Source organism: Nostoc sp. CENA543, from assembly GCF_002896875.1.
In the GTDB taxonomy this organism is placed as follows: Bacteria; Cyanobacteriota; Cyanobacteriia; order Cyanobacteriales; family Nostocaceae; genus Trichormus.
The window spans coordinates 1,108,017-1,133,361 of sequence record NZ_CP023278.1; the positions used below are offsets into that span (position 1 = coordinate 1,108,017).

Here is a 25,345-nt window from a genome sequence, read left to right on the forward strand (position 1 = left end):
CTGAGATTTCAGTATATTTTATTACTGCCAAACAAATACTTTGGCTTCGTAAGACCCAATATCGGTCATAATCCCATCATCACCGGCTTCTACGTCGTAATCTCCTGTCCACTCGTGCCATGTACCACCACAGGGAAAATTAGGAACGTGATAACCTGCGAGGAAATTTTCGGAGAAATTCACTACTACAACCACACGAGAACCTTCTTCATTCCAACGACTGTAGGCTAATACCTGAGCTTCGTGATTTTCGTGAATAAAATCAATATTTTCTGTGTAGAGGGCATGGTTATTTTTACGTAATTGAATCAACCCTTTGTAGTATTCAAATAAACTACTATTTAGGTCATTACCTAAGAGTTGCCAATCTATTTTTGCTGATTCCTGCTGTTTAGGCTTGTATTCCCCAAATTCTTCACCCATCCAAATTAGGGGTACGCCGACGGATGTTAAGAGGATAGCTACGCCGAGTTTAGCGCGTTTAAAAGCTTCCTCAGCGAAAATATTGCGATCGCCTAACTCCACCATGAGATGATGATGGTCATGGTTAGTTAAGTAATTCACCACATTAGTTGCACCTAAAAAGCCTTGACGCTTACAGTCAATGACATCTTTGAGGTTCTCTAAATCAAAGGTATCGCCGCAAATATGAGCTTTGATGGTGTGGTAGAAGCTATCATGCCAACAGCCATCCATCGGCCCGTCAACATTAGTAATGCTAGTAGTTTCTGGGATGTGTTCTGCCACATTATAAAATGGTTTTGCACCAGCAGTTTTTTTAGTTTCCTGCACAATCCAGTGCATAAAATCGTAGTTACCTAGTTGTCTAGCAGCATCATAACGAATGCCGTCTATATGATATTCTTCAATCCAAAACCGCACCGTATCACCAATAAATTTTCGGGCTGGATAGATATCTAAATTTTCATCATAGAGTTCATAATTAAATTCTGGCCCCCAGTTATTATCAGGGTCACGGGGTTCATGGTGGTACCAATAATCATGGTCGATTTGTGTTAATGGACTAGAGGCTTCTGAGTGGTTATAAATCCCATCCATTAAGACACGAATTCCCCGATGATGACACTCATCAATTAAACGTTTTAAATCTGCTGTTGAACCATAGCTAGATTCTGTTGCAAAAAAATAGCGGGGATTGTAACCCCAACTATAATCACCAGGATATTCTTTCACAGGCATTAACTCAATAGCGTTGATGCCTAATTCACATAAGTAATCTAATTTCTCAATAACGTGTTTATATTTTCCCCGTGCATAGGGGTCATCCTCACCACCAGAAAAATCACTAACGTGTAATTCATAAATTACTAATTCATGGTCTGCTGGTAAAGGTTGATTATCATATTGCCAGACATAAGTATCAACAATAATTTCCCCATCTTTGATGCGGATAACACCATTATCTTTGCCGCTCAATTCATCAATATCGGTTGCGTATGGATCTGTGACATCAACCCACTGTTCTTCTTCAAAAAACCAAGATTTTGTCTGTACTCGAAATTTATATTTATAAGTTCCATCTTCCAAGTCAACATGGGTACGAAAATAACCATCATCACCTTTTTCCATAGGAATTTCCTGCCAATCTGAGAAATCCCCTATGACAGCCGCCCCTTTGTTATAGGGTGCAAATAACTTAAATTCAATGGAATTTTTCATGAAAATTTATCAAATTATGAAAAGTTAGTAATCATTATTTTCTAATTAATAATCAATTTGCAAATCAATCAGAGGATATAATTAATAGCTGAGTTCCTCTATCCTGAGTTTGAGACTTCAATATATCAATAGGTTACTTATTAATCTATCTTAAAATAATTTTTACCGCTTCATATACTCAGTAATTGTCTACTACCCTCAGATATATATAAAAGCAAATATTCGGTAGCCATTTTATAGAGTCATCACAACTTCCCAAATATGAAGCGGATTCTTTTGAGACTGTGATATTTACCGAATATTTGCTTTGATTAATTATTTACTTTGATCAATGGTTTGCTGCAAATGACTTAATAACCAATTAGCAGCAGTTGCTCTGCGAGTTTCCCGTGGTGTAAATGTACCAATTTTGTAACCCTTAAAACCCAACTTTTCCTTTGTAATTTGTTTATATTGTTGAGGAATAGAGCGGGTTAACTTCATAGTAGCGGGACGGCTATCTAAAAAATTGGGTGGTTCTGGATACTCATCTCGCCATTCTGCTGCAACCAAGCTGTTATCCCACTTTTCTGTTGTAGAGTCATAGCGATAACCCAAGTAATACCAGACTAATTGCATGACTGTTGCATCATCAATTTGGTCATTGAGAATACCCCAGATAGTATCTGTATTGAGTGGTGGTAGTTCAGACATAAGCAACGCAGAATTGAAAATTTCACATTAGCAGTTTTAATTTAAAATATCAGTTCTTCAGTCACAAACCATGTAGACTGGTGATTGTAAAGTATAGATTGGTCAATGCCAAATCCTACACCACAAGCAAAACTAATTCGCGCTCACGTCTTAATTTCCGGTAGAGTCCAGGGAGTAGGGTATCGCTACGCTACTGTCGATACTGCTAGCCAGTTGGGTTTAACTGGTTGGGTGCGAAATCTTCCTGATGGACGCGTAGAAGCTGTATTTGAAGGGGCGCGGGAGGTTGTGGAAGATATACTACGCTGGTGTCACGCTGGCCCCCCTGCGGCAGTGGTGCAAGATGTTAAGGTTGAGTATGAACACCCGGAAGGCTTGCGGGGATTTGAAGTGAAGCGCGTTATTGAGTAAGAAAGCCGTCATTCAAACTTGTGCATCTTTCTACTGACAGGATCAAAACCCTTAGAAAAGCGGGTGCTGTCATCGTAATAAGCACCTGTTAAATCTGCTCCATACAACTTAGTGAGATTCAGTTTAGCACCGCGCAGATTTGCTTCATTCAATTTAACACCGCATAAATTCGCTCTAGTCAAATTAGCATTTGCTAAATTGGCTCGACTTAAGTCTGCTCCCCAAAGTTTAGCTCTCGCTAAGTTAGCACCACTCAAGTCTGCTCCCCATAAATTTATCCCTGGTAAATAAGCTCCTATCAACTTAGCTCGAATTAAGTTGGCGGCAGGAAAATATCTCTCCCCTGCTGTATAAAGCCTTTGAATATTCTCCGCATCCATAGATGATGTATGGCTGTTGACTAATGAGTAATGAGTGCTGAGTAATGAGTAATGAGTAATGAGTAATGAGTAATGAGTAATGAGTAATGACCATTGACTATTGACTCTTGACTATTAACCACTACTTTCCTCTACTCTACAACTAACACAGCTGAACCCTCAATTTCACCGCTACGCAGAGCATCTAAGGCTTCATTTGCTTGAATTAAGGGAAAGGCGTTAACTTCAGTATGTATGGGAACTTGCGGTGCTAAAGCTAGAAACTCTTCCCCATCTTGACGCGTCAAATTAGCTACAGACCTTAACACCCTTTCTTCCCAGAGAATACTGTAAGGGAAAGAGGGAATATCGCTCATATGAATTCCGGCACAAACCACCACACCACCTTTAGCCACAGCCCGTAAAGCCGCAGGTACAAGCTTCCCGACTGGTGCGAAAATAATGGCTGCATCAAGCGGTTCTGGCGGTAATACATCAGAGTCTCCCGCCCAGACTGCACCTAATTGAAGGGCAAATTCTTGTCCTGCAATATCACCAGAGCGAGTAAACGCAAATACTTGGCGATTTTGATGACGGGCGAGTTGAATGAGGATATGCGCCGATGAACCAAAACCGTAAAAACCCAACTTTTGCGCCTCCCCAGTCATTCTATAAGCACGGTAGCCAACCAAACCGCCACACAGCAAAGGCGCAACTTGCAAGTCGGAATAACTGGGATCTAGAGGGAAGGAAAAACGATGGTCAGCTACAGTATATTCCGCATAGCCACCGTCTAGATTATAACCTGTAAATTGAGCGCGATCGCACAAATTTTCCCGACGAGAAAGACAATAAGGGCAAGAATTGCAAGTATATCCCAGCCAAGGCACACCCACACGTTGCCCAATTTGGAAGTTATGAACATCACCTGCAATCCCCTCTACAGTACCAACAATTTGATGTCCCAAAATCAAAGGTAATTTAGGGTGTGTCAACTCCCCATCAACTATATGCAAATCAGTACGACACACAGCGCAAGCATGAACCCGAATCAGCAACTGTCCAGCATTCAAACTAGGTATTGGTACGTCAACTAATCGCAGTGGTTGACGCGGTGACTCCAAAATCATGGCACGCATATTAGGGAATGGGGAATTGGGCATTGGGCATTGGGCATTGGGAATGGGAAATGGGGACTGGGGAATGAATATTTCCCATATTAATTAAAGACTCATCTCCTGTTCATATAACCTCAGCACTATTTCCCCATGCCCAAAATTCTTTAATTTTGAATTTTGAATTTTGAATTGATTGCCCAATGTCCTATTTACGGAATATCTCAGCGAAAAATTGCTGCATTGCTTGCCAGGAACGTTGGTCAGCTATGGGGTTGTATTCTGCACCTTTAATTTCACCTTTGGCATCTGGGTTGGTGAAACTATGGACTGTCCGACCATAGGAAATTAATTGCCAGTCAACATTGCCTTGACGCATTTCCGTTTCAAAAGCTTTTAGCTGTGTTTCTGGGATAAACGGGTCATCAGCACCATGTAATACTAAGACTTTCGCTTTGATATTCTTCGCATCGCCGGGGTTGGGGGTGTCTAAGTTGCCGTGAAAACTTACCACTCCGGCAATATTCGCACCGCTACGCGCTAACTCTAAAACAGTTCCACCACCAAAACAATAACCAATGGCGGCAATACGTTTGACATCGGTCAGGGGATTTGATTGTAAAGCTTTTAACCCAGCGTTGGCTCTTGACCTTAATAAAGGTCGATTTTGACGGTATATTGTCGCCTGTTTACCTGATTCTTCCGTTGTTTTGGGTCTAATACCTTTACCGTAAATATCCGCAGCAAAAGCCACATAACCCATTTTTGCTAATTGTTCTGTGCGTCTTTTAGCGTAGGATTGTAGGCCATCCCATTCATGCACCACCAACACACCAGGACGTTTACCTTTAATGGCATCGTCATAGGCTAGATAGCCTTCTAAAACTGTATTCCCGTCTTTATATTCGATAGTTTTAGTTTGCAGTGCGGCTAAAGCCTGACCAGAAGCTAAAAGTACAGCTACAGGTGTCAGTAAAACAGAGAGGAGTAATTTCATTTCTCAGCACCCAAGGGTATATCGGTAATGATTATCTCTGGAAAATGGTCAAAAATATATACCGTTTCTGTGACTTTGTGCTAAGTGTTAACACAGTTGATTGCCGTTATCACTACATGAAAAATAGAAAAAAATTACATTACAATCGATTTTTATCCCTTCAACTGCTGCTCAAATAAAACCATGAGTGCAAATACTTCTATTCCTCAAAATCCCCTACTCAAAGGTTCTGGCTTACCTCCGTTTGATGACATCACGTCAAACCAAGTCATACCAGCCTTTGAGCAGCTGTTGGCAGAACTCGACCAACAACTTACTGCTTTAGAAGCTAATGTCCAACCCACTTGGAACGATTTAGTAGAACCCCTAGAACATCTGACTGAACAGCTGTCTTGGAGTTGGGGCATAGTGAATCATTTAATGGGCGTGAAAAATAGTCCAGAATTGCGTGAAGCTTATGAAACTGTACAACCCCAAGTTATACAGTTCATGAACAAACTAGGACAAAGTCAACCTATATATAATGCTTTTAAACAACTCCAGGCTAGTGATAGTTGGCAGACTTTAGAGTCAGCACAACAAAGAATTGTAGAAGCAGCTATTCGTGACGCTGAACTGTCTGGCGTGGGCTTAGAAGGGGAAGTACGGGAACGTTTCAACGCTATTCAAATGGAATTAGCAGAACTTTCTACCAAGTTCTCTAACCATGTCTTAGATGCTACCAAAGCCTTTAGTTTAACCCTGACCACTAAAGAAGAAGTTGACGGTTTACCCCAAAGCTTACTCAGTTTAGCCGCACAAGCAGCACGCGCAGCTGGCGAAGAAAACGCCACACCAGAAAATGGCCCCTGGCATATTACATTGGATTTCCCCAGTTACAGTCCTTTCATGCAGCACAGCACCCGCCGAGATTTGCGCGAAAAAATTTACAAAGCCTACATCACCCGTGCTGCATCTGGGGAGTTAGATAATCACCCCCTCATCGAAAGGATTTTGGAATTACGCCAAGAACTAGCGAATTTATTGGGTTTTGGGAATTTTGCCGAATTAAGTTTAGCTAGTAAAATGGCTCCCAATGTCGAGGCGGTGGAAGCACTCTTAGAAGAGTTGCGGAGTGTCAGTTATGACGCTGCTACCCAAGATTTAGCTGCACTCAAGGCTTTTGCTGCTGCTAAAGGTGCAGCCGAAGCCGAAGATTTGCGACACTGGGATTTGAGTTTTTGGGCGGAGAGACAACGGGAAGAAAAATTTGCTTTCACCGCCGAAGAATTACGCCCTTACTTTCCTCTTCCCCAAGTGTTAGCAGGCTTGTTTGGCTTAGTTAAGCGGTTATTCGGTATCACCGTCACTCCTGCTGACGGTCAAGCCCCAGTGTGGCACGAAGATGTCCGTTATTTCCAAATTGCTGATGAAACAGGTAGCCCCATTGCTTACTTTTATCTAGACCCCTACAGCCGTCCTGCTGAAAAGCGCGGTGGTGCTTGGATGGATGTCTGTATCAATCGCCGGAAAATTACGGACAATGGTGTAACGTCTATCCGCTTACCTGTGGCGTATTTAATTTGTAACCAAACGCCGCCAGTGGATGGTAAACCCAGCTTGATGACTTTCTATGAAGTGGAAACCCTATTCCACGAATTTGGTCACGGTTTGCATCATATGTTGACTAAGGTTGACTACAGTGGAGCATCAGGTATTAATAATGTCGAGTGGGATGCAGTGGAATTACCGAGCCAGTTTATGGAAAACTGGTGTTATGAGCGCACCACCTTGTTTAGTATGGCGCAGCATTATGAAACTGGTGAACCGCTACCAGAGCATTATTATCAAAAACTGCTAGCAGCGCGTAATTACATGAGTGGTAGTGCCATTTTGCGGCAAATTCACTTCAGCAGTGTAGATATAGAATTACATTCCCGCTATCGTCCAGGTGGGAAGGAAACCGCCGCCGATGTGCGTCACCGTGTAGCTAAAACTACGACTGTGTTACCCCCGCTTCCAGAAGATGCGTTTTTGTGTGCATTTGGGCATATTTTTGAAGGTGGTTATGCGGCAGGTTACTACAGTTACAAATGGGCTGAAGTGCTAAGTGCAGATGCTTTTGCAGCCTTTGAAGAAGCGGGACTAGAAGACGAGGAAGCTATTAAAGCCACAGGTAGACGTTACAGAGATACTGTACTAGCTCTTGGTGGTAGTCAACACCCCATGCAGGTGTTTCAATCATTCCGTGGCCGTCAACCGAGTACAGCGTCTTTACTCAGACATAACGGGTTGTTAAACGGAAGATAGGGGTATAGAGAGGGGTTTAGGGGTTTAGGGGTTTAGGGTTGTAGGGAAAATAATCAATTAAATTCTTACACCCTTACACCCTTACACCCTTACACCCTTACACCCCTAAAAATAAAAAACCCCTACTTTCGGGTAGGGGATTGGTCATTAGTCATCACTTGTTAGCGATCGCCTCCAACATATTGGTTTTTCGGATGATGGCGATCGCATCACAACTTAAAGAATTATAACAATAATCTTCATCAAGATGTCAAAGTAGATACAACATCAAGCACTTAGCTTTAGGACTCATATTGAATTTTTCAGCGATAAATCGCAACTACGAACCCCTCATTCATATTTAATACGTCAGACCACTAGATTTATGAAGTATTGAAAATGAATGTTAAATATTGATGCAAAATCGGAATTTCTCTTGAATTTATTGCGGGATTTTTCAGATGATATCTTCAATCATCAAAATAAATGTCAGGAGCTTATTCAGGTGTTAACTTCAACCTTACTCGCTGCTGCAACTGCACCATTGGAATGGAATCCCTCAATCGGCATTATCATGATTGTTGCCAATATCATTGCCATTGCCTTTGGTAAATCCAGCATCAAATATCCCAGTTCAGAACCCGCTTTACCTTCTGCTAATCTCTTCGGTGGCTTCGGTTTACCTGCATTGTTAGCAACTACCGCATTTGGTCACATTTTAGGAGCAGGAACAATCTTAGGACTGCACTATCTAGGTAGATTCTAGTACAAAAACCCAGAAATAAACACTCCAACAGCAAAAGTTTTTTGCTCATTTCAGGTGGTATCTCTACTTACTCCATGCTGAACTAAATAATTTAGTTATTGATTGTTGTGTCTGTATCTATGAACCAGAGAAAATATTCCCTGGTTCTTTTTTTGGCAATTTATTTTTATTGATTTTTGAGTATTGATACTCTAGACGGCTTTGGAAACTCTCGCCATACGCCTTTAGAATTGATAGCTGATGACTGATATCAATTTTGGATTTTGGATTTTGGATTTTGGATTTTGGATTTTGGATTTTGGATTTTGGATTAAAAGCCTAGATTCTTAGCCTATTCCAGAATCTGGAAACAATACTACCTATCCCAATTCAGTATGATTCCTGTTCGATGAGAATCGGGTTTTGTGGTTCATACCCCGCAAGACAGAGGGCGGAATCAATCTCAAATACTCGCTGTGGTGCGTCTGCTACGCTAACGTCAATCTAAAATTGGTTGACTAGAGAGCGATCGCTATGGTGTAGTTTGCTTCCTATAGGCTAGAGGAACTAAAATGATATCGCACGCAACATACTCTAAAAATTATACGACTCTAGTGTTTGAAATTTAAGTAGATGTAAACGTAAATAAAGGGTATAAAAACGTTAAAATTATGGAATTTCCTAATTCTTCCACAAATAATCATCCCTTAGTCACTGTAATTATTCCGACTTACGGTAGAGAAGAACCACTACGAGATAGCATTGCAGATGTTTTAAATCAAAATTACCCGAATTTTGAAGTTTTGGTAGTAGATCAATCACCCACGCATCAAGCAGACATACAAAGCTATCTAGAAGAACTAGCCGCGAAAGACAAAATTAAATGGTTTCGCTTGAATTGGGCGAGTTTACCAGGGGCGCGAAATTATGGTGTGAGAAGGTCTGCGGGTGAAATTATTATTTTCATTGATGATGATGTCAAATTAACGCCTGACTATATCTCAAATCATGTCAAAAATTATCTGCAAAACCCAGAGATAGGGGCGGTAGCTGGACGGGTGTTTGACAGAATGAAATTAGGTGAGTCTAAGGGAGAGTTTGAGATTGAATATTTACCCCCAGAAGCAATGAACCCTGGGATTGCTTGGTATCATATCGATTTAGTACATACCATTAAGCCCCAACAAGTGTTAAGTGCGCGGGGTTGTAATATGTCTTTCCGTCGGGAAATTTTCACTAAGTATGGACTGCGGTTTGATGAGAGATTTCGCGGTAGTGCTGTCCGGGAAGAATCCGACTTTTGTCTGAGGTTCCGCAAGACAGGATATAAAATTTGGTATGACCCAGAGGCTTGTTTAGTCCATTTAGGAGAAGAAACTGGGGGGTGTCATGATATTAGTATGCGATCGCTCAAATATCAATTCACTTTCTACCACAATCATTTCCTGATGGCGATGAAAAACCTCACCGCTAGCCAAGCTTTACGTCTATACGCCAGGTTATTTGATTGTCACGTCCTTGGTCGTCCTCCCTGTCATAAAAGTGGTTCACCAATTAAAGTTTTGACCCGTGGTATTTTCTATATCTTGGGTTTTTTCAATGCTTTAGGGAGTCTTATCCGATCTCTGTGGGATGATGGACAAATTTATAGTCGTCTTGATCAAGAATCAATAACTAAGAGTTCAGAGTCATTAGTCATTAGTCATTAGTCATTAGTGAAAACTAAGTAAGTCGGTGCGAAAAAACAAAACTACATTAAGCAATGTAAAAATTGAGAAATTCGTTTTGTAGTAAGGACTTTATACCAATTCACAATTCGCAATTCGCAATTCGCAATTAAAAAACTTAGATGTAGCAAGGATTTTAGGGTTTACATCTGTATCAGATTTTTCGTGAAATGGTATTAGTCCTTATTTGTTCCCTGCGGGACGCTGCGCGAACGCGGAGTGTCTCTAAGAGAGGACTGAAGTCCTCACTACCAACCTTTAATTATTTCCACCGTTCTACTTAATTAAGTATTGACAGCTAAATAGTAGTAAATATTTATGAGAATCTTAGTTGCAAGTCATACGTATATTGTAGACCTCAACTGTGAAAAGTTGCGTGCGTTATCTCAGTTAGAACCAGGAATTGAAGTAATAGTTGTAGTTCCTAAAGTTTGGAAACCTGGCGGTGTACAAAATAAAGTTATTGAAACTGAGTATCGGGATGAAGGGACATTTAAAATAGTTCCAGTTACTAACTTTAGTCAAAATCATCAAGGGTTACTGACATTTGGTGCTGATTTAATCTCCTTGTTGCGACAATTTCGCCCCCAAATCATTCAAGTGGAACAGGGTTCTAGGAGTCTAGCTTATACTCAGATGATTGTCCTAAATCAGTTATTAGGACTAAAAGCGAAAAATATCTTTTTCACTTGGTGGAATTTACCTTACGAATTAAAACCACCAATAGCTTTACTAGAAAAATATAACCTCAATCATAGTCACGGTATTATTTCCGGTAATCAGGATGGGGCGGAAATTTTACGACAAAGAGGTTATCAAGGTGCAATTAAAGTCATGCCACAATTAGGTGTAGATGAAACACTATTTACACCCAAATCACAACCAGAATTAGCCGCTAAATTAGGTATTGCAGCAAATGATTTTGTTGTGGGATTTGTGGGGAGATTTGTACCTGAAAAGGGTTTATTAACACTTTTGCGGTCTTTAGTGATACTAAAAGATAAAAATTGGAAATTATTATTATTAGGACGCGGTGTTTTAAAAGAAGAACTAGTGCAATTAGCAACCGAAAATCATCTACAAGATAGAGTAATTTTTGTAGAAAGTGTACCTCATGATGAAGTTGCTAATTATATTAATTTGATGAATACCTTAGTTCTACCATCAGAGACTACCTATCAATTTAAAACCCTGACTTCTGTTGGGTGGAAAGAACAATTTGGTCACGTAATCATTGAGGCTATGGCGTGTAGAGTTCCTGTAGTTGGTTCTGACTCAGGCGAAATACCTCATGTAATTGGTGAGGCTGGTATGGTATTTCCTGAAGGGAAAGCGGAAGCTTTAGCAGACTGTTTATTACAACTAATAGAAAAACCGGATTTAGCGCATAAATTAGCTGAATTGGGATATCAAAAAGCAATGACTCAATACACAAATAAGGCTTTAGCCAAGCAGCAGTTTGAGTTTTATCAGGAATTAGTCATTAGTCATTAGTCATTAGTCATTAGTCAGCACGGGCTAAACGCCCCGCTTCCGCTAACAGCACTCATTACTTCTCCCTTTTTTAAAAATGAAAATTTTACAAATTGTTCCCTCTATTTCTTTGGTTTATGGTGGCCCTAGTCAAATGGTTTTGGGATTAGCACCTGCTTTAGCTAAGGAAGGTGCGAAAGTTACGGTAATAACTACAGATAGTAATGGTGATACTGGTCAAAAACCTCTGGATGTACCTTTAAATGTTCCCATTTCACAGGATGGTTATGAAATTATCTATTTTCGCTGTGCGCCATTTCGTCGTTATAAATTTTCTCTAGATTTACTCAAATGGCTGAAAAATCATGCTAAGGAATTTGATATAGCGCATATTCACGCTTTATTTTCGCCTGTAAGTAGTGCGGCGGCGTTGGTATGTCGTCAGGAAAATTTACCTTATATTTTACGTCCTTTAGGTACACTTGATCCGGCTGATTTATTAAAGAAAAAACAATTAAAAAAGCTATATGTAGAAATTATTGAAAGGCGTAATTTAGCTAATGCTGCTGCGATTCATTTTACTAGTGAGCAAGAAGCGAAAGTATCAGCAAGATTTGGTGTTAATACAAAAGATTTAGTAATTCCTTTGGGAGTGATTCCGCCTCAACTTTCCTCTGAGAATGGTAAAACGTTCATCAGTAGAGAATGGGGAATACAAGATAATATTCCTTGGGTGCTATTTATGTCACGACTTGACCCGAAAAAAGGGCTAAATCTGCTGATTCCAGCTTTGGAGAAGCTACTAGAGTTGGGAAAAAATTTTCATTTCATTTTGTCTGGTGCAAGTCCCCAAGACCCAGATTATGAACAAAAAATTAAAGACCAAATCGCTAATTCGCCTTTAAAATCCCACACTACAATTACAGGTTTTGTGACTGGTGAATTAAAAACCAGGTTATTACAGGCGGCTGATTTATTTGTTCTACCTTCTTACTACGAAAACTTTGGTATTGCTGTTGCTGAGGCAATGGTAGCAGGAAAACCCGTGGTAATTTCTGACCAAGTACATATTTGGGAACAGGTGCGAGATAGTGAATCTGGTTGGGTGGGAACAACAGATGTAGAATCTTTGGTGGAGTTACTACAAACAGCTTTGCAAAATCCCCAAGAATGTCAGCGTCGGGGTGTGAATGCGAGAAATTATGCTTTAGAAAATTTTAGCTGGGATGCGATCGCACGCCAAATGATTCAAGCTTATAATCAATTGACTCTGAAAATTTAGTCATGGAATGTTTGGCGTTCTGTTTTGATCACTTTTCCTTCTGCATCAAAGTGTATTGTAAAGTCAAACCACGCAAAATCACCAAATGGTGCTGCACCATCTTCACCATAACGCCAAGAAAGTCCATCATCTGATGAATACCTCGGTGCTGGTAAAATTTTTGATACTTCAGCTTTGGTCATTCCTGGTTTAATACTGTCGAACTTTTGCAATGTAAAACCTGGAGGTAATTTAGTATCAATTAAAGGATTGAAGATAAATACACTTTCTGTAAAACATTGTAAGTATATCCCTATAGGTAAAACGAAGATTACAAAAAATACTATTAATCCTTTAGTTAATTCCATTTTTTAATTCGCCCTTTCCCATTGACGTTGAATTTCTGTAATGGTTTTACTATCTGGTGGTGGCAGAATTTTCACACTCGGCTTTACCTCTACACCAGGAATATTTTTATTCCACGGACTATTCGGTACAGTTTTTAAATCAACGTTATTATTCACCGGACGAAAACCATACTGAACAAATACTGCTTGTTGTTCTGGTTGGGTAAGAAAGTCTAAAAATCGTTTGGCGGCTTTTGCTGTACCTGCGTCTACGTCTCGCCGGACAATTGCGGCGGTGGCGGTAGTTTCAATTGATGGGTCTAAATAATAAACTTGGTATGGTCTACCTTTACTGGCTGCTGATTGTTGCCAACGATATAAAGCTACACTTTCATATACAGTAGCGACATCAGCATCATTAGCACCTCTCACAATAAATTCTTGTAGGAGAATATCTGTAGAACGAGGTGGTTGATAAACTGATTTTTTGATTAAACTAAATAGTTCTTGGACAGAGGAATTATTAAAACTATCAGCGTTAATAGCACCACCTAATTTTGATTGTGTCCACAAGTTTAAAGTCAACTGACCGCTACTAGACCGCGTGGGGTCTGTGGTGACAAAATCAAAACTACCCCAGTTAATTGCACCGCCAACTTTTCCCCAATTACCAGCTTGCATTGCTTGTTCCAGTTTTGACCATTGAAAGCGTCCATTGGGAAAAAGAACTTTACCGCGTTCCGGCCAAGCGATACCCACTAATAGAGTTTTAGCTAATGGTTGAGGAGTTTCATAAAATGGTTCGGTTTGGGTGGTAGTGCGGAGGCGATCGCCCAATTCTGTTAAAATTTCTCCATTGGCTGGAATTAACACCGCAGGTTTAAAATCGTTTTTCTGGTCAACATAATTGTTAACCATATCTTGTGAACCCTGAAACTTGAGTTCTAACTTGATATTGGGGTTTTCTTGCTCAAATTTAGCTTCTAGTTGTTGCAGTGGTTCTTGTAATTCTGTCCCGCTAACAATGACCACTGTTTGCTGTAAACCAGGAATTGGGGCGTAAGTTAAACCTAATGCAGCTACGATAATCGTAATAGAGGTAAAAACTTGTTTTCTGCGCTTGAATTGAGATTTTTTGCTTTTCATATTATTTTGTTTTACTGAAGAAGTAACTAGCGGTAACTAGTGTCACCACAAATATAATCAGAGTAACTAAGGAGAATAAAGCTATCGAAAAGATAATAATAATGTTGAGACCTACTAAGGTTGTCAGAAAATCTAAAGCACTCAAATAAGTATCTTTAACTGTAATTTCTAAGGATGCTTGACCATTATTGCTTAGTAGGGTTTCCAGACGTTCTTTATCTGCTAATGCCGTGTTTAAATTACTCCCGTAAAAATATAGTTCTTCTCCTTGATTATTGGTTTGGAGATAAATATAAGTCCCCGCAGGTAAATCTTCTTTAAAGACATACTCTTCTATCTCCACACCCGTTAATCTAAATGATGTAGGCGTATTTGACCACAAACCATATAAATGGCTAACCTGCTGCTGACATTTGACATAATTAGGTTCAATTCGTTGACATTTTAAGTTAACTGATTTACCCAGCGTCAATACCAACATAGGAATGACTATCAACAACTCTGTAACGATGACAGCAAAGGTAAATTTTTTGAGAGGGCTGATTTTCTTCTTCATGTATATTCTGAATGAAGGTGAAGAATCCCATGTTTATCAATACAAATGAATTTTGCGTTTAGAAAATTGAGTTTTTGATTTTCAGGGCTAAAGCCCTTACTACAAACTGAATATAATTATTGTCTTACTACTAAATCCAGATTTTCTGTCAGGCTATTGAGTTCATCAGCAATTAATTGCAAACCATTAATTTGCTCAGAATCAGTTAAATCAGATGTACGTAATCTTGTTTGCAGCTTTTGCAATACACCAGCAAAATCTTGAATTAAAGTCGCAATATTGATGACTCTGGCTAGGCGACTATCTTCACCTTCTTGTGCTAGCTGTATGTTACGTTTTAGACTCTCTGCTAATTGATTAAGATGTCGTTTAGCCACACCAGAACTATTTGGTAATTTGGTTTTTACTTCTGTAAGTTGCTGTTGTAAAGCTTCGATAGAAAGGAGTGAATTTGTGTGATGTAGACTAACTCCTAATTTATCAAGTTTACCAGGAAGTTCGGCGGCGCGATCGCAACTCATTAAAACCGTTGTCAATAGTTCCACCTGAAAAGTGTCAGTTAATAATTTCTGCACCTCTAACCGCATAGCATTAGCTTGATTAGCTAATGACAAAGCCGACGATTTAACTGTTAATATTTCCCGTTCCAAAGCTGGGTTATCTAACTCTAATACCTCACCTTCACGAGACTTGAAAAAACTAGCACCAGCCACCGCCACACCAGTCGCCACAGGTATCATTACCAAACTAGACAAATTACCCAACCGCACCCCAACAACTAGAGTCAAGCCACCAACCAAAACAGCTACCGGATAATACAACGGATTCACTAACTTCACCATAAAAAACTCCGCGCCCCTTTGCGTTTTCCTCAGCGTAACTCTGCGTTTAAAACTCCACCTGTAAATCAGACATCAACCGCGAAATTGTCTCTGGATTACCTTGAGAATAATACCCCCCATTCGATTCAGCAATTTTTTTCAAAGCATTAGGATTAAACTCACCCTCTTTACCATAACCAATGGTAAAAAAGCCTATTCTTTGGTCAGTAGAAAACCCACTCTTTTGCAATTCAGTTGATAGTTGTTCTAAAGAAGTTTGCGAACCAGAATCCTCACCATCCGTTAAGATTAAAACCGCATTAATGGCATTTTGACGACGATTTTTTTGTAACCAATCACGAGCATAAATTGCCGCATCATATAATTTTGTTCCACCATCGGCTCTTAGTCCACTGATAAATTGCAGACCGCGATCGCGCCCTTCGGGTGTACCATCTACTAACACTGGGGGACGAATATCAGAATCAAAGTCTATAAGGGCAATTTGCTCCTTAACTCCCAAGTTCTTCACATAATTTAATAAAGTATTCTGTACTGCTGGTAGCTTATTTCCTTCCATTGAACCCGAAGAATCAACCACTACCACCACTAGCGAAGGTTTCTTAGAAGCTTCCTGCCAAGATTTCAACATCGCATCCACCACCTCTGGTTTTGGTGGTCGCAGGGAATCATACTTAGCTTGAGAGTCCACACCAAAATCTGGCGCAAACTTTCCACCCAAAGCCACACCAGGAGTTCCAGGACGTAAACCCAAGTCGGTGGCAATTTTTTGAGTTTCAGGCGATCGCCAATAGGTGATAAACTTTTCTGCGGCTGCTTTCTCATCCGCACTCACCCAAGGCACATTCGGTATAATTGCCCGCATATTAGAAGTAAACGTCACTTTGGGATACACGGCTGTATAACGCTGTTGTCCTGGCTGCAAGCTAGAGTTCGCCGCAATCACACTAGACTCATATACAGACCCCACAGAAGCCCAAAACGGCCCATTTTTTACCATCGCTTGGGCAAGAGAGTTAGTAGAAACCCCATAACGGGTAATCTTGCTTTGAATTTGCTGAATTTGCGGCTGAAACTTCTGCACATCAGCAACTGTCAACTCTTCTGGACGTTTACCCGATACACTGGCATATTGAGCTACCAAGGTTTGTAAACCAGAATTAGAACGTGTCGGCGCGGTGTGGACATAGTTAACTGTTAAAGCTGGTGCGCCTGGGTCAATATCTTTGTGAGTTTTCGCCGTTATCAACGCCTGATAAGGATCAGCGACTTTCTTCAGCCCTTCAGCCACATCTGGCTGCGCCATAAACACCATTGGCGTGTTTGCTATTAACTGGGCATCAGTAATTTCTGGGATATAATTTTGCCCTGGATATATTTGGTTAATGCGGTAAATTAGCTGACTGTGATATATATCTCCATCCAGAGAAATAATCGTGGGTAAGTCCGCCGCATCTGCCGACAAAGTGCCATTTTTCAACTGAGTAGCAGAATTAACTACCTGGGTAACTACGTCGCCGCTACCCTGCGCCTCACAACTTACCCGAAATGCCGTCCCGTTATTTAACTTCGGTTGAGTCGCATTAAAATTTTTTGCGGCTTGGGTGCAAAAATCGCCCAAAGCACTACCCACCAAAAGCTTAACTTTCAAACCCGTAAAATTATCATCAGAGTTGGCATTACCATTACAAGCTGTTAGTAACAGTACACCAAAGGCTGCTGTCAAACGCTTAATCGACCAAGACCCTTTGAAAATCATGTATTTATTAGGGAATGGGGAATAGAAAATAGGGAATGAGGAAGAAACTTCCTTGATTTTTACTTATGTATTGTAAAAGTCAATAGGTATCCCGCATCACTGACTTTAGATGATTAAGTACCTCTACAAACCACAAACCCTATGCAGACAATTCCCGAAAAGGTATCAAATTATTTAGTTCATGATGCAGAAAAAACAAATACATCCCATTTGTGCAATAATCAGAATCCGTGAGTTATGGTTCCCTATCTGAAATAGCCTTTTAGCTGCGAAAAAGTTAAAATTTTGTTACAAAGCACTAAAAGCCGATGGGGAAACCGATGTTGTGTCATGACGACACGGTAAAATACATAAGCCTTACTTAACTACAGGGAATCTTATATGGCTCTCCGTCTTGGTGATACAGTACCCAACTTTACACAAGCGTCTACACATGGCGACATAGATTTTTACACATGGGCTGGTGATAGCTGGGTAGTGCTGTTCTCTCACCCTGCTGACTATACACCAGTTTGTACAACTGAATTAGGTACAGTTGCGAAACTCAAACCAGAATTTGACAAGCGCAATGTGAAAGCGATCGCTCTCAGTGTTGATGATGTAGAATCTCACAATGGCTGGGTTGGTGACATCGAAGAAACTCAAAGCACCACCCTTAATTACCCCATTTTGGCAGACGCAGATCGTAAAGTTTCCGACCTTTACGACATGATTCACCCCAACGCTAACGCAGCTGTCACAGTGCGTTCCGTATTTGTAATTGATCCCAACAAAAAACTGCGTCTTTCCTTCACCTACCCCCCCAGCACCGGACGTAACTTTGATGAACTGTTGCGGGTAATTGATTCACTACAACTCACCGATAACTACAGCGTAGCCACCCCTGCTGACTGGAAAGATGGTGATGATTGTGTGATTGTACCTTCTCTCAAAGACCCAGAAGTATTGAAAGAGAAATTCCCCAAAGGCTACCAAGAAATTAAACCCTACTTGCGGATGACTCCTCAGCCTAATAAGTAATGAGTGCTGTTAGCGGAAGCGGGGCGTTAGCCCGTGCTGAGTGAGAATCAGTATTCAGTTTTGAGTAGATGAATTTTTACGTAGTTTCTTTTATTAAGACGCAAAGCTTTATCTTTGCGTTTTTTTGTATTTACGTAAGAATGAAAAATAAAGTCAGATGTTGAACTATGATGCTGTCATCTTCCTTCGTGATCCAAATGCCGCCATCAATGCAAATGACAGATGAACAATTCTTTGATTTCTGTCAAGTAAATCGTGACTTACGCATTGAAATGAATCAGTTCGGAGAAATTTCAATTATGCCGCCTACGGGTTCAGAAACAGGAAATCGTAACTTTAATGTAGCTTTACAGGTAGGAGTTTGGTCAGAAAAAGATGGTACAGGTATTTGTTTTGACTCCAGTACAGGCTTTACATTATCCACGGGTGCAAAACGCTCTCCTGATGCTTCCTGGATGAAATTAGAACGTTGGAATGCTTTATCATCAGAACAACAACAGGTATTTGCACCCATTTGTCCTGATTTTGTCATTGAACTGCGATCGCCTAGCGATAATCTCCAGCCTCTAAAAGATAAAATGGCAGAATATATGCAAGAGCCAGGGGTACAGTTAGGTTTTTTAATCGACCGCAAACACCGCCAAGTTTATATTTATCGTCCCGGCCAACCTGAAGAATGTTTAGAAAATCCTGATACAGTTAGCGCAGATCCTATTTTACCAGGATTTTCCTTGAATATGTCTAAAATTTGGTAGTTATAAGTTGAAAAACCTAAAAAAAATATGTTAAATAATCTAAAAATATTAGAATTAAGTTCGTAGTAAGGACTTTAGTCCTTTCCCGTTCGCGGAGCGTCTCGTAGAGAGAACTAAAGTTCTCACTACAAACCTTTAATGGTTTACCCCGTTCTACTGATTATCATCCTAATCGATTAATAATTGTTGTGATATTGCTTGCAATATAACCAATTGCTAAAGGGGATTTATTATTTAAAAGTAATAGAATTTGTTGGAGATTTTGTACGAGATTTCCACCATAAATCTGCCAGAGTTTTTCTTGTAGTTGATGTAAAATGCGATCGCCGACAATATCATCGCTACCCGGACGCAATAACCAATGGGTTCGCAAAATTTTAAAATCAGCGATATCATGACTCTGCATCACCTGAATTATCTCTTGAGTCCCACTTTCTACTAATTCATCAGTAACAATTTTCATCACCAGTGGTTGTAAGGTAAAAGCTGGTGCATCACTACAGATCCATTTTTCTAAAAGCGATCGCCGCTCCAAGCTGACAATAGCATCTAAAATTGTAGCTGGGTCGAGAGAAATCAGTAAATGAGTTTGCAAGCGGCTAAAAGAGATTGGTTGTTGCCAAATTGCTAACCAATAGAGAATATTTTGCTCTAAATCGCTCAGTTGCTCAAACTGTTGCTTAAAGATAACACGCAAGCGATGACCTCCGGTCGGTCGGAGACCATCGCCAATTACTATCGTATTTTGACTCAGAAAAGCCGCAATATTCCCACCAAACACCGACTGAATCAACGGCGTAACTAGTTTGAGTGCCAAAGGATTGCCGCGATAAAGTTGAATCAGGGGTAATAATCCGATTTCTTTACCTGTGAATCCTCTGGCTTGCAATAGTTTCACCGCATCGTCTTTTGGTAATGCTGTTAACGTGAGACTGCGAACCGTTTTAGTATTTGAGTCAATAATATTTGGTTGTTCTCGACTGGTGAGAATAATGCAACTTTGATGATGAGCGTGGCTTAATTGCTGGATAAATTGATGATAGTGTTTCTCTGACTTATCCAACCCATCCAAAATCAACAAACACCGACGCTGTTGCAGATGGTGAATGAGTTTTGCGGTATCTGAAGGAATATCATCAACCGGAGTTTGCTTAAAGGTGTGGAGGAGTCCATCTAACAGGGAAACTAGGGATGGTGTAAAGTGAAGAGTTTTCCAGATTAACCCATCAAATTTTAACTGAATGCGGTCAGCTAAAGCCAGAGCCAGAGACGTTTTGCCAATGCCAGCAATCCCTGTAATGATGATTAGTTTACAGCGATGAGCTAAAATCCATTCTTCTAACTGAGTTAATTCTTGATTACGTCCATAAAAACTTTCAACATCAGGTGCTTCATCCCAGTCGAGGTATTGTGTAGAGGTTTCCTCGAAGTCTGCGTTAGGGATTTCTGCGATACTTTGCCAATCGTTAATGCCAACAGCCTGACAGATAGCGATGAAAATTTCTTGCTGAATGCGATCGCCTTGCCAAAATCGCCGTAAAGTAGCTCTAGAAGTGTGAGCATCTTGCCACCAACGCGCCGTGCTAGTTTTCGTCCAGCCAAGACGTTTCCGCGCCTTGTCTACAATTCCCAGTCCAGTTGTTGATGCTTTGAGCGAGTTTGACATATATCTGTTAACTGAGCAGATCGTCTCTATTTTGGCTTAACAGAACTTTCTACTCATACAAATCAATAGAATAGTTATGTAGAGATAAATCCAGCCATGAGCATCGTTATTCCTGATGAAATTTTAGCTGCAACCCGTATGACTGATGCTGAACTGAAACAAGAAATTGCAGTTATGCTGTTTCAGAAAGATAAACTCACCCTTGCTCAAGCCAGTCGTTTGGCAGGGATGAACCGGATTGCATTTCAGCATTTGCTTGCCAGTCGTCAAATTCCGGTTCACTACGGCTTGGACGATTTTGAACAAGACATCAAAAACTTGCAGGATATGGGCAGGTTATGATTATTGTCAGCGATACCTCACCGATCAACAATCTTGCAGCCATGAATAATTTCCTAAGTTAATCTTTTAATGAATGGAGCAGTAACTTGGGACGTGCCGCTTTCACCACAGGATACCAATCATGATAATTGACAAATATATAATGTTCATATTCATACCAATTCATTTCACTCTTTTCTTGATTACAATCTCGGCAAATTACCCAGAGGTTGTGAAAATTCATTGATAACCAAGGATATTGCGATCGCGGTAACTTATGATCAATGGTTTTACCACCCTTTACTGAGTAATGCTGCTCACAAATGGGACAGTAACTATCTGAATTCTCCGTCACCCAATCTCTACTTTCTTGGGTAGTTCCACACTCATAATCACCATTGACATAACGCCAGTAATCAAATTCTCTGTATTTTTCAAAGTCTTGATGTGTAAGTTTGTGATAACGCTTATTACCAATCTGATTGGCTAAAGAAAATAATTCTCTAAGACCTTTATTTTCTAGATTCATAAGATTTTAATTAATACCCTGTAGTTCTATAGTATTTTCGATGATTTCTATTATTCTTTGAACCTTGGTAATTATTACTAAAATCAATAAACTCTATTTCTGTGTCAGGAAACTGATTATCTATAGCTTCTGCAATTGCATTTACTTCTACAGCTAACTGTTGATTAAAATTATTAATTTCTTGAAAAGTTTGATATTTATTACCTATCCGATCAGCTTCTAAGAATAATTCTTCCAGTGTTAAATCATTCAAATGATATTCTTGTAAGAGTTCTGTAATTTTTTCGTAAAGAGCAATTACATGATTCCATCCAATATTTTTATAGTTGTTTTCCTTTAACCAGATTTGGTCTGTCTTATGCAGTTTTAGTCTATTGTTAGAATTATTGACTTGAATCAATCGATAACTCATACCCTGGTATTTTCTTTTATTTTTAGCCATAAGACAAATTGCCTAGCCAAGTGTAGATTTAAACATATGAATTAAAGCTTTCCGAATTTCACTGTCTTCATACTGGAGAAGTTGTTTGATATTCATAGTCAGCTTGAGTTTGATTCCATCTATGATATTTTTCAAATCTTTATTATCTTTTTGTAATTGTTGATTAGCTTTAACTAACTCATTATTTTGAGTGTTGGCATTTTGAAGTTGAGTCTCTAACACTTTATTTGTGTTAGATAGATGTTGAATTTGGGTTGCATATTTTTCTTGTTCTTTTTGGTAAGACTGATTTAATCCGTTGATTTTAGCTGTATATTCCTGATGAGTTCTTTCAATCTCTTTATTTTTCTTTGTGACCATACCTTTCTGAGAAGCTTGGAGTCGTTGGCGATTAATGAGTTCTGTACCCGCAAAACGTGAAGTAGCTCGCCGAATCGTAATTTCATCAGGATTGCTTTTAAAGTCAATTACTTCCAACGCTCGCATAGCATCTGCTTTTGTCCATCCCTCGTTTTCCAATAGATTAATCGCTTGTGACTTATTCACGGTTTTTGAGGATTTTTAGTAAAATAAATTACATTCTTTTAGATATATTTTACCCATGTAGTTGAGTTCAAATAACAATTTCAGTCTATTATCAAAAAATATCATTTGACACTGAGCATCGACTGAACACAAAACTGAGCATATCTGCCGAGTCAACCCGCTTACGCTAGAGACATAACATAAAAGCGTGAGGTAACTTATATGACTCAACCTTTAGAACACCAAGCTGGTGGCTTATATGTTCAAACGCCTGAACAACAGCAAATTGCTTTCCCCCTGAAGCATACTGAAGTACAAGCCAAAATTGCGGGGAATATCTCACGGGTGGAAGTTACCCAAAGTTTTGAAAATCCTTTCACAACTACGTTAGAAGCTGTTTATATCTTCCCGTTACCGGATGAGGCGGCTGTTGATGATATGCTGATTCGGATTGGTGAGAAGACTATTAGAGGTAGTATAAAAAAACGCCAAGAAGCACAGCAAATCTACGAACAAGCGAAGCAGCAAGGACGCACCGCCGGACTGTTGGAACAAGAACGGGACAACATTTTTACTCAGTCTCTCGCCAATATTCAACCGGGTGAGCAAATTGATGTGATTATTCGCTACTCTGAAAGTTTAAAATTTACGGCGGGTAATTATGAGTTTGTTTTCCCGATGGTGGTTGCTCCGCGTTACATTCCAGGGATACCAATTGAGGGAAATGCAGGCGGTGTTGGTTCGGCTACTGCACCGATGACGCAAAATCAAGATACAGATATAGTTCCCGATGGTTCACGGTTGAATGCACCTATCTTACCATCGGGTATGCGATCGCCCCACGATATTAATGTCACCATAGAAATTGATGCGGGGGTTGAGGTGCAAAATATCCAGTCTCCTTCTCACCAAATTCAGATAAGTTACGCAGAAAAGCGAGTGTTGGTGAAGTTGGCGGGTGGGGACACAATTCCGAATAAAGACTTGATTTTACGCTATCAAGTAGCAGGCGAATCTACTCAAGCCACCGTACTCAGCCAAGCTGATGAACGGGGTGGACATTTTGCACTATATCTAATTCCTGCACTTCGGTATCGTGAAAATCAGGTTGTTCCTAAAGATGTGGTATTTCTCATTGATACTTCTGGTTCACAAATGGGTGCGCCATTGATGCAATGTCAGGAGTTGATGCGCCGCTTTATTAATGGACTTAATTCTGATGATACTTTTAGTATTGTTGATTTCTCTGATACGACTCGGCAATTATCGCCTGTTCCTCTTGCTAATAATGCCCAAAATCGCACACGCGCTATCAATTATATTAATCGATTGACTGCTAACGGTGGCACGGAGATGTTACGCGGAATTCGTGCTGTGTTGAATTTCCCTGTTACAGATCCTGGACGTTTGCGGAGTATTGTATTGTTGACGGATGGTTATATCGGCAATGAAAACCAAATCCTTGCCGAAGTGCAACAACATCTCCAACCAGGAAACCGCCTTTATAGTTTTGGTGCGGGTAGTTCGGTGAATCGATTTTTACTAAATCGCATTGCAGAATTAGGAAGGGGTATATCTCACATTATTCGCCACGATGAACCAACGGATAAGGTAGTCGATAAATTCTACCGTCAAATTAATAATCCTGTTTTGGCTAACATTAATTTGCAATGGGAAGGCGATGGTGATGCGCCAATTATCTATCCTGCTACGCCTCCAGATTTGTTTGCGGAACAGCCGTTAGTTTTATTTGGTAAAAAGCCTGATGCGCGCGGGGGAAAACTCCACATTACGGGAATCGTTGCGGGTGGTACACGCTATCAAAATACAATTAACCTGGAATTTGAGGAAGCAGGAAACCCAGCCATTGCTCAACTTTGGGGACGTTCCCGCATCAAGGAATTGATGAATAAGATGGTGAGTGGCGACACTAAGTTGGGTGTACAAGCGGTGACGGATACGGCTTTGACTTATCAACTGTTATCGCAATATACAGCTTTTGTAGCGGTGAGTGATGATGTACGAGTTAATTCGCGCCAAGGTTCAGTTGCGGTGCAAGTACCTGTGGAAATGGCTGAAGGTATCAGCTATCAAGGTATTTATGGTAGTGCTGTTAGTGCTGCTGCGCCTCCTCCCATCATGGCAAATATGGTGTCTCCTGCGCCTGAGTTTTTGCAACGTAAGCGAAGCCTAGCATCTCCAATCACGCCAGAAGCGGAAACTGAATTCTCATCCTTTCATCTCGAAGAACTCAATGAATTATCATTCAGTGATCTCAGTGACTGTTTTATGGAAGCACCCCCACCACCGGCAGCTTACAGTGATTTGAATGAAGATTTGGAGGATTTACGGTTATTGTTAGAAGCAGAAACCTTTGATCCTGAAATTGCTCCTGTCGTGCATTTAAAGGTGGTGAGTGTGACAGGATTGAATGAACAGATGGTTGTGCTTCTGACTCAGTATTTAGAATCTATCCAATTACCTACAGGTTTTAGCGGCGATTTAGTGTTTGAGTTGCAGATAAATAAAGGACGAGTCAGACAGGTGTTGTTTGATGAAGAGGCTTCTTCTCTTAAAGAACAGACTGTAATTGATATTATCAGGCGATCGCTTGTTTCTTGGCGTATCCCTCAATTGCTCACAAATACAGTGTCTCTAACACTGCGATTGCAAACCTAATACAAAATTATACCGGGTTTATCCCGGTT

Annotated in this window: 24 protein-coding genes; 10 read left to right on the top strand and 14 right to left on the bottom strand. The window is 40.2% G+C overall.

The annotated features are described in order from the left end of the window. Window positions 1-21: 21 nt before the first annotated feature. Window positions 22-1,680 carry an alpha-amylase family glycosyl hydrolase gene (locus CLI64_RS04590; protein WP_103136116.1) on the bottom strand — a complete coding sequence of 553 codons (1,659 nt, stop codon included), beginning with the start codon at window positions 1,678-1,680 and terminating at the stop codon, window positions 22-24. 315 nt (window positions 1,681-1,995) lie between these two features. Continuing rightward, a complete protein-coding gene (locus CLI64_RS04595) occupies window positions 1,996-2,373 on the bottom strand; it encodes a DUF1823 family protein (RefSeq protein WP_103136117.1) in 378 nt (125 codons plus the stop codon). 105 nt (window positions 2,374-2,478) lie between these two features. On the opposite strand from CLI64_RS04595, the gene CLI64_RS04600 reads away from it, so the two are divergent. Beyond that, window positions 2,479-2,784 (top strand): acylphosphatase, encoded by a 306-nt coding sequence (locus tag CLI64_RS04600; protein WP_103136118.1) that lies wholly within the window; start codon window positions 2,479-2,481, stop codon window positions 2,782-2,784. A gap of 8 nt (window positions 2,785-2,792) precedes the next feature. Here the strand turns inward: CLI64_RS04600 and CLI64_RS04605 are convergent, their stop codons facing one another. From CLI64_RS04605 to CLI64_RS04615, 3 genes are all read right to left on the bottom strand, one after another. Next, window positions 2,793-3,164 (bottom strand): pentapeptide repeat-containing protein, encoded by a 372-nt coding sequence (locus CLI64_RS04605; protein WP_103136119.1) that lies wholly within the window; start codon window positions 3,162-3,164, stop codon window positions 2,793-2,795. Window positions 3,165-3,295: 131 nt separating this feature from the next. Further along, window positions 3,296-4,282, bottom strand: coding sequence for a zinc-dependent alcohol dehydrogenase family protein (locus tag CLI64_RS04610; RefSeq protein WP_103140589.1), 987 nt, complete (start codon window positions 4,280-4,282; stop codon window positions 3,296-3,298). A gap of 184 nt (window positions 4,283-4,466) precedes the next feature. Beyond that, complete coding sequence (locus CLI64_RS04615) at window positions 4,467-5,255, bottom strand: dienelactone hydrolase family protein (protein ID WP_103136120.1); 789 nt, start codon at window positions 5,253-5,255, stop codon at window positions 4,467-4,469. Window positions 5,256-5,438: 183 nt separating this feature from the next. Between CLI64_RS04615 and CLI64_RS04620 the strand changes: the two genes are divergently transcribed. From CLI64_RS04620 to hpsP, 5 genes are all read left to right on the top strand, one after another. After that, entirely contained in the window at window positions 5,439-7,544 is a 2,106-nt protein-coding gene (locus tag CLI64_RS04620) for a M3 family metallopeptidase (RefSeq protein WP_103136121.1), read from the top strand. A gap of 484 nt (window positions 7,545-8,028) precedes the next feature. Continuing rightward, window positions 8,029-8,289 carry a photosystem I reaction center subunit PsaK gene (psaK, locus tag CLI64_RS04625; RefSeq protein ID WP_103140590.1) on the top strand — a complete coding sequence of 87 codons (261 nt, stop codon included), beginning with the start codon at window positions 8,029-8,031 and terminating at the stop codon, window positions 8,287-8,289. A 650-nt stretch (window positions 8,290-8,939) separates the two neighbouring features. Beyond that, complete coding sequence (gene hpsN, locus CLI64_RS04630; protein ID WP_103136122.1) at window positions 8,940-9,977, top strand: hormogonium polysaccharide biosynthesis glycosyltransferase HpsN; 1,038 nt, start codon at window positions 8,940-8,942, stop codon at window positions 9,975-9,977. Between the two features lie 336 nt (window positions 9,978-10,313). Beyond that, window positions 10,314-11,489, top strand: coding sequence for a hormogonium polysaccharide biosynthesis glycosyltransferase HpsO (hpsO, locus tag CLI64_RS04635; protein ID WP_103136123.1), 1,176 nt, complete (start codon window positions 10,314-10,316; stop codon window positions 11,487-11,489). A gap of 76 nt (window positions 11,490-11,565) precedes the next feature. Further along, window positions 11,566-12,750, top strand: coding sequence for a hormogonium polysaccharide biosynthesis glycosyltransferase HpsP (gene hpsP, locus CLI64_RS04640; RefSeq protein ID WP_103136124.1), 1,185 nt, complete (start codon window positions 11,566-11,568; stop codon window positions 12,748-12,750). Here hpsP and CLI64_RS04645 read toward each other — a convergent pair. The 5 genes from CLI64_RS04645 to CLI64_RS04665 all read right to left on the bottom strand — a co-directional run bounded on the left by CLI64_RS04645 (window position 12,747) and on the right by CLI64_RS04665 (window position 17,379). Beyond that, window positions 12,747-13,097 carry a hypothetical protein gene (locus CLI64_RS04645; protein ID WP_103136125.1) on the bottom strand — a complete coding sequence of 117 codons (351 nt, stop codon included), beginning with the start codon at window positions 13,095-13,097 and terminating at the stop codon, window positions 12,747-12,749. The genes hpsP and CLI64_RS04645 overlap by 4 nt on opposite strands. A gap of 3 nt (window positions 13,098-13,100) precedes the next feature. Continuing rightward, entirely contained in the window at window positions 13,101-14,222 is a 1,122-nt protein-coding gene (locus CLI64_RS04650; protein ID WP_103136126.1) for a substrate-binding domain-containing protein, read from the bottom strand. Window position 14,223: 1 nt separating this feature from the next. Beyond that, the gene (locus CLI64_RS04655; protein ID WP_103136127.1) at window positions 14,224-14,778 is read right to left on the bottom strand and encodes a hypothetical protein; all 555 of its coding nucleotides are present in this window, start codon (window positions 14,776-14,778) and stop codon (window positions 14,224-14,226) included. Window positions 14,779-14,894: 116 nt separating this feature from the next. Then, window positions 14,895-15,620 (bottom strand): hypothetical protein, encoded by a 726-nt coding sequence (locus CLI64_RS04660; protein WP_103136128.1) that lies wholly within the window; start codon window positions 15,618-15,620, stop codon window positions 14,895-14,897. 46 nt (window positions 15,621-15,666) lie between these two features. Further along, entirely contained in the window at window positions 15,667-17,379 is a 1,713-nt protein-coding gene (locus tag CLI64_RS04665; RefSeq protein ID WP_103136129.1) for a VWA domain-containing protein, read from the bottom strand. A 381-nt stretch (window positions 17,380-17,760) separates the two neighbouring features. On the opposite strand from CLI64_RS04665, the gene CLI64_RS04670 reads away from it, so the two are divergent. Both CLI64_RS04670 and CLI64_RS04675 read left to right on the top strand, forming a co-directional pair. Then, window positions 17,761-18,399, top strand: coding sequence for a peroxiredoxin (locus tag CLI64_RS04670; RefSeq protein ID WP_103136130.1), 639 nt, complete (start codon window positions 17,761-17,763; stop codon window positions 18,397-18,399). 170 nt (window positions 18,400-18,569) lie between these two features. Then, window positions 18,570-19,154, top strand: a complete 585-nt coding sequence (locus tag CLI64_RS04675; RefSeq protein WP_103140591.1) for a Uma2 family endonuclease — start codon at window positions 18,570-18,572, stop codon at window positions 19,152-19,154. A gap of 163 nt (window positions 19,155-19,317) precedes the next feature. Here CLI64_RS04675 and CLI64_RS04680 read toward each other — a convergent pair whose 3' ends face one another. Next, window positions 19,318-20,820, bottom strand: a complete 1,503-nt coding sequence (locus CLI64_RS04680) for an NB-ARC domain-containing protein (protein WP_103136131.1) — start codon at window positions 20,818-20,820, stop codon at window positions 19,318-19,320. A gap of 96 nt (window positions 20,821-20,916) precedes the next feature. Between CLI64_RS04680 and CLI64_RS04685 the strand changes: the two genes are divergently transcribed. Then, the gene (locus tag CLI64_RS04685; RefSeq protein WP_103136132.1) at window positions 20,917-21,162 is read left to right on the top strand and encodes a UPF0175 family protein; all 246 of its coding nucleotides are present in this window, start codon (window positions 20,917-20,919) and stop codon (window positions 21,160-21,162) included. A gap of 58 nt (window positions 21,163-21,220) precedes the next feature. Here CLI64_RS04685 and CLI64_RS04690 read toward each other — a convergent pair whose 3' ends face one another. Genes CLI64_RS04690 through CLI64_RS04700 form a run of 3 tightly spaced genes read right to left on the bottom strand, consistent with a single transcriptional unit; the run spans window position 21,221 to window position 22,658 of the window. Beyond that, entirely contained in the window at window positions 21,221-21,670 is a 450-nt protein-coding gene (locus CLI64_RS04690; protein WP_103136133.1) for an HNH endonuclease, read from the bottom strand. A gap of 10 nt (window positions 21,671-21,680) precedes the next feature. After that, the gene (locus CLI64_RS04695; RefSeq protein WP_225977510.1) at window positions 21,681-22,112 is read right to left on the bottom strand and encodes a hypothetical protein; all 432 of its coding nucleotides are present in this window, start codon (window positions 22,110-22,112) and stop codon (window positions 21,681-21,683) included. Window positions 22,113-22,124: 12 nt separating this feature from the next. Beyond that, window positions 22,125-22,658, bottom strand: a complete 534-nt coding sequence (locus CLI64_RS04700; RefSeq protein ID WP_103136134.1) for a hypothetical protein — start codon at window positions 22,656-22,658, stop codon at window positions 22,125-22,127. A 201-nt stretch (window positions 22,659-22,859) separates the two neighbouring features. On the opposite strand from CLI64_RS04700, the gene CLI64_RS04705 reads away from it, so the two are divergent. Further along, complete coding sequence (locus tag CLI64_RS04705; protein WP_103136135.1) at window positions 22,860-25,316, top strand: VIT domain-containing protein; 2,457 nt, start codon at window positions 22,860-22,862, stop codon at window positions 25,314-25,316. Window positions 25,317-25,345 lie beyond the last annotated feature (29 nt).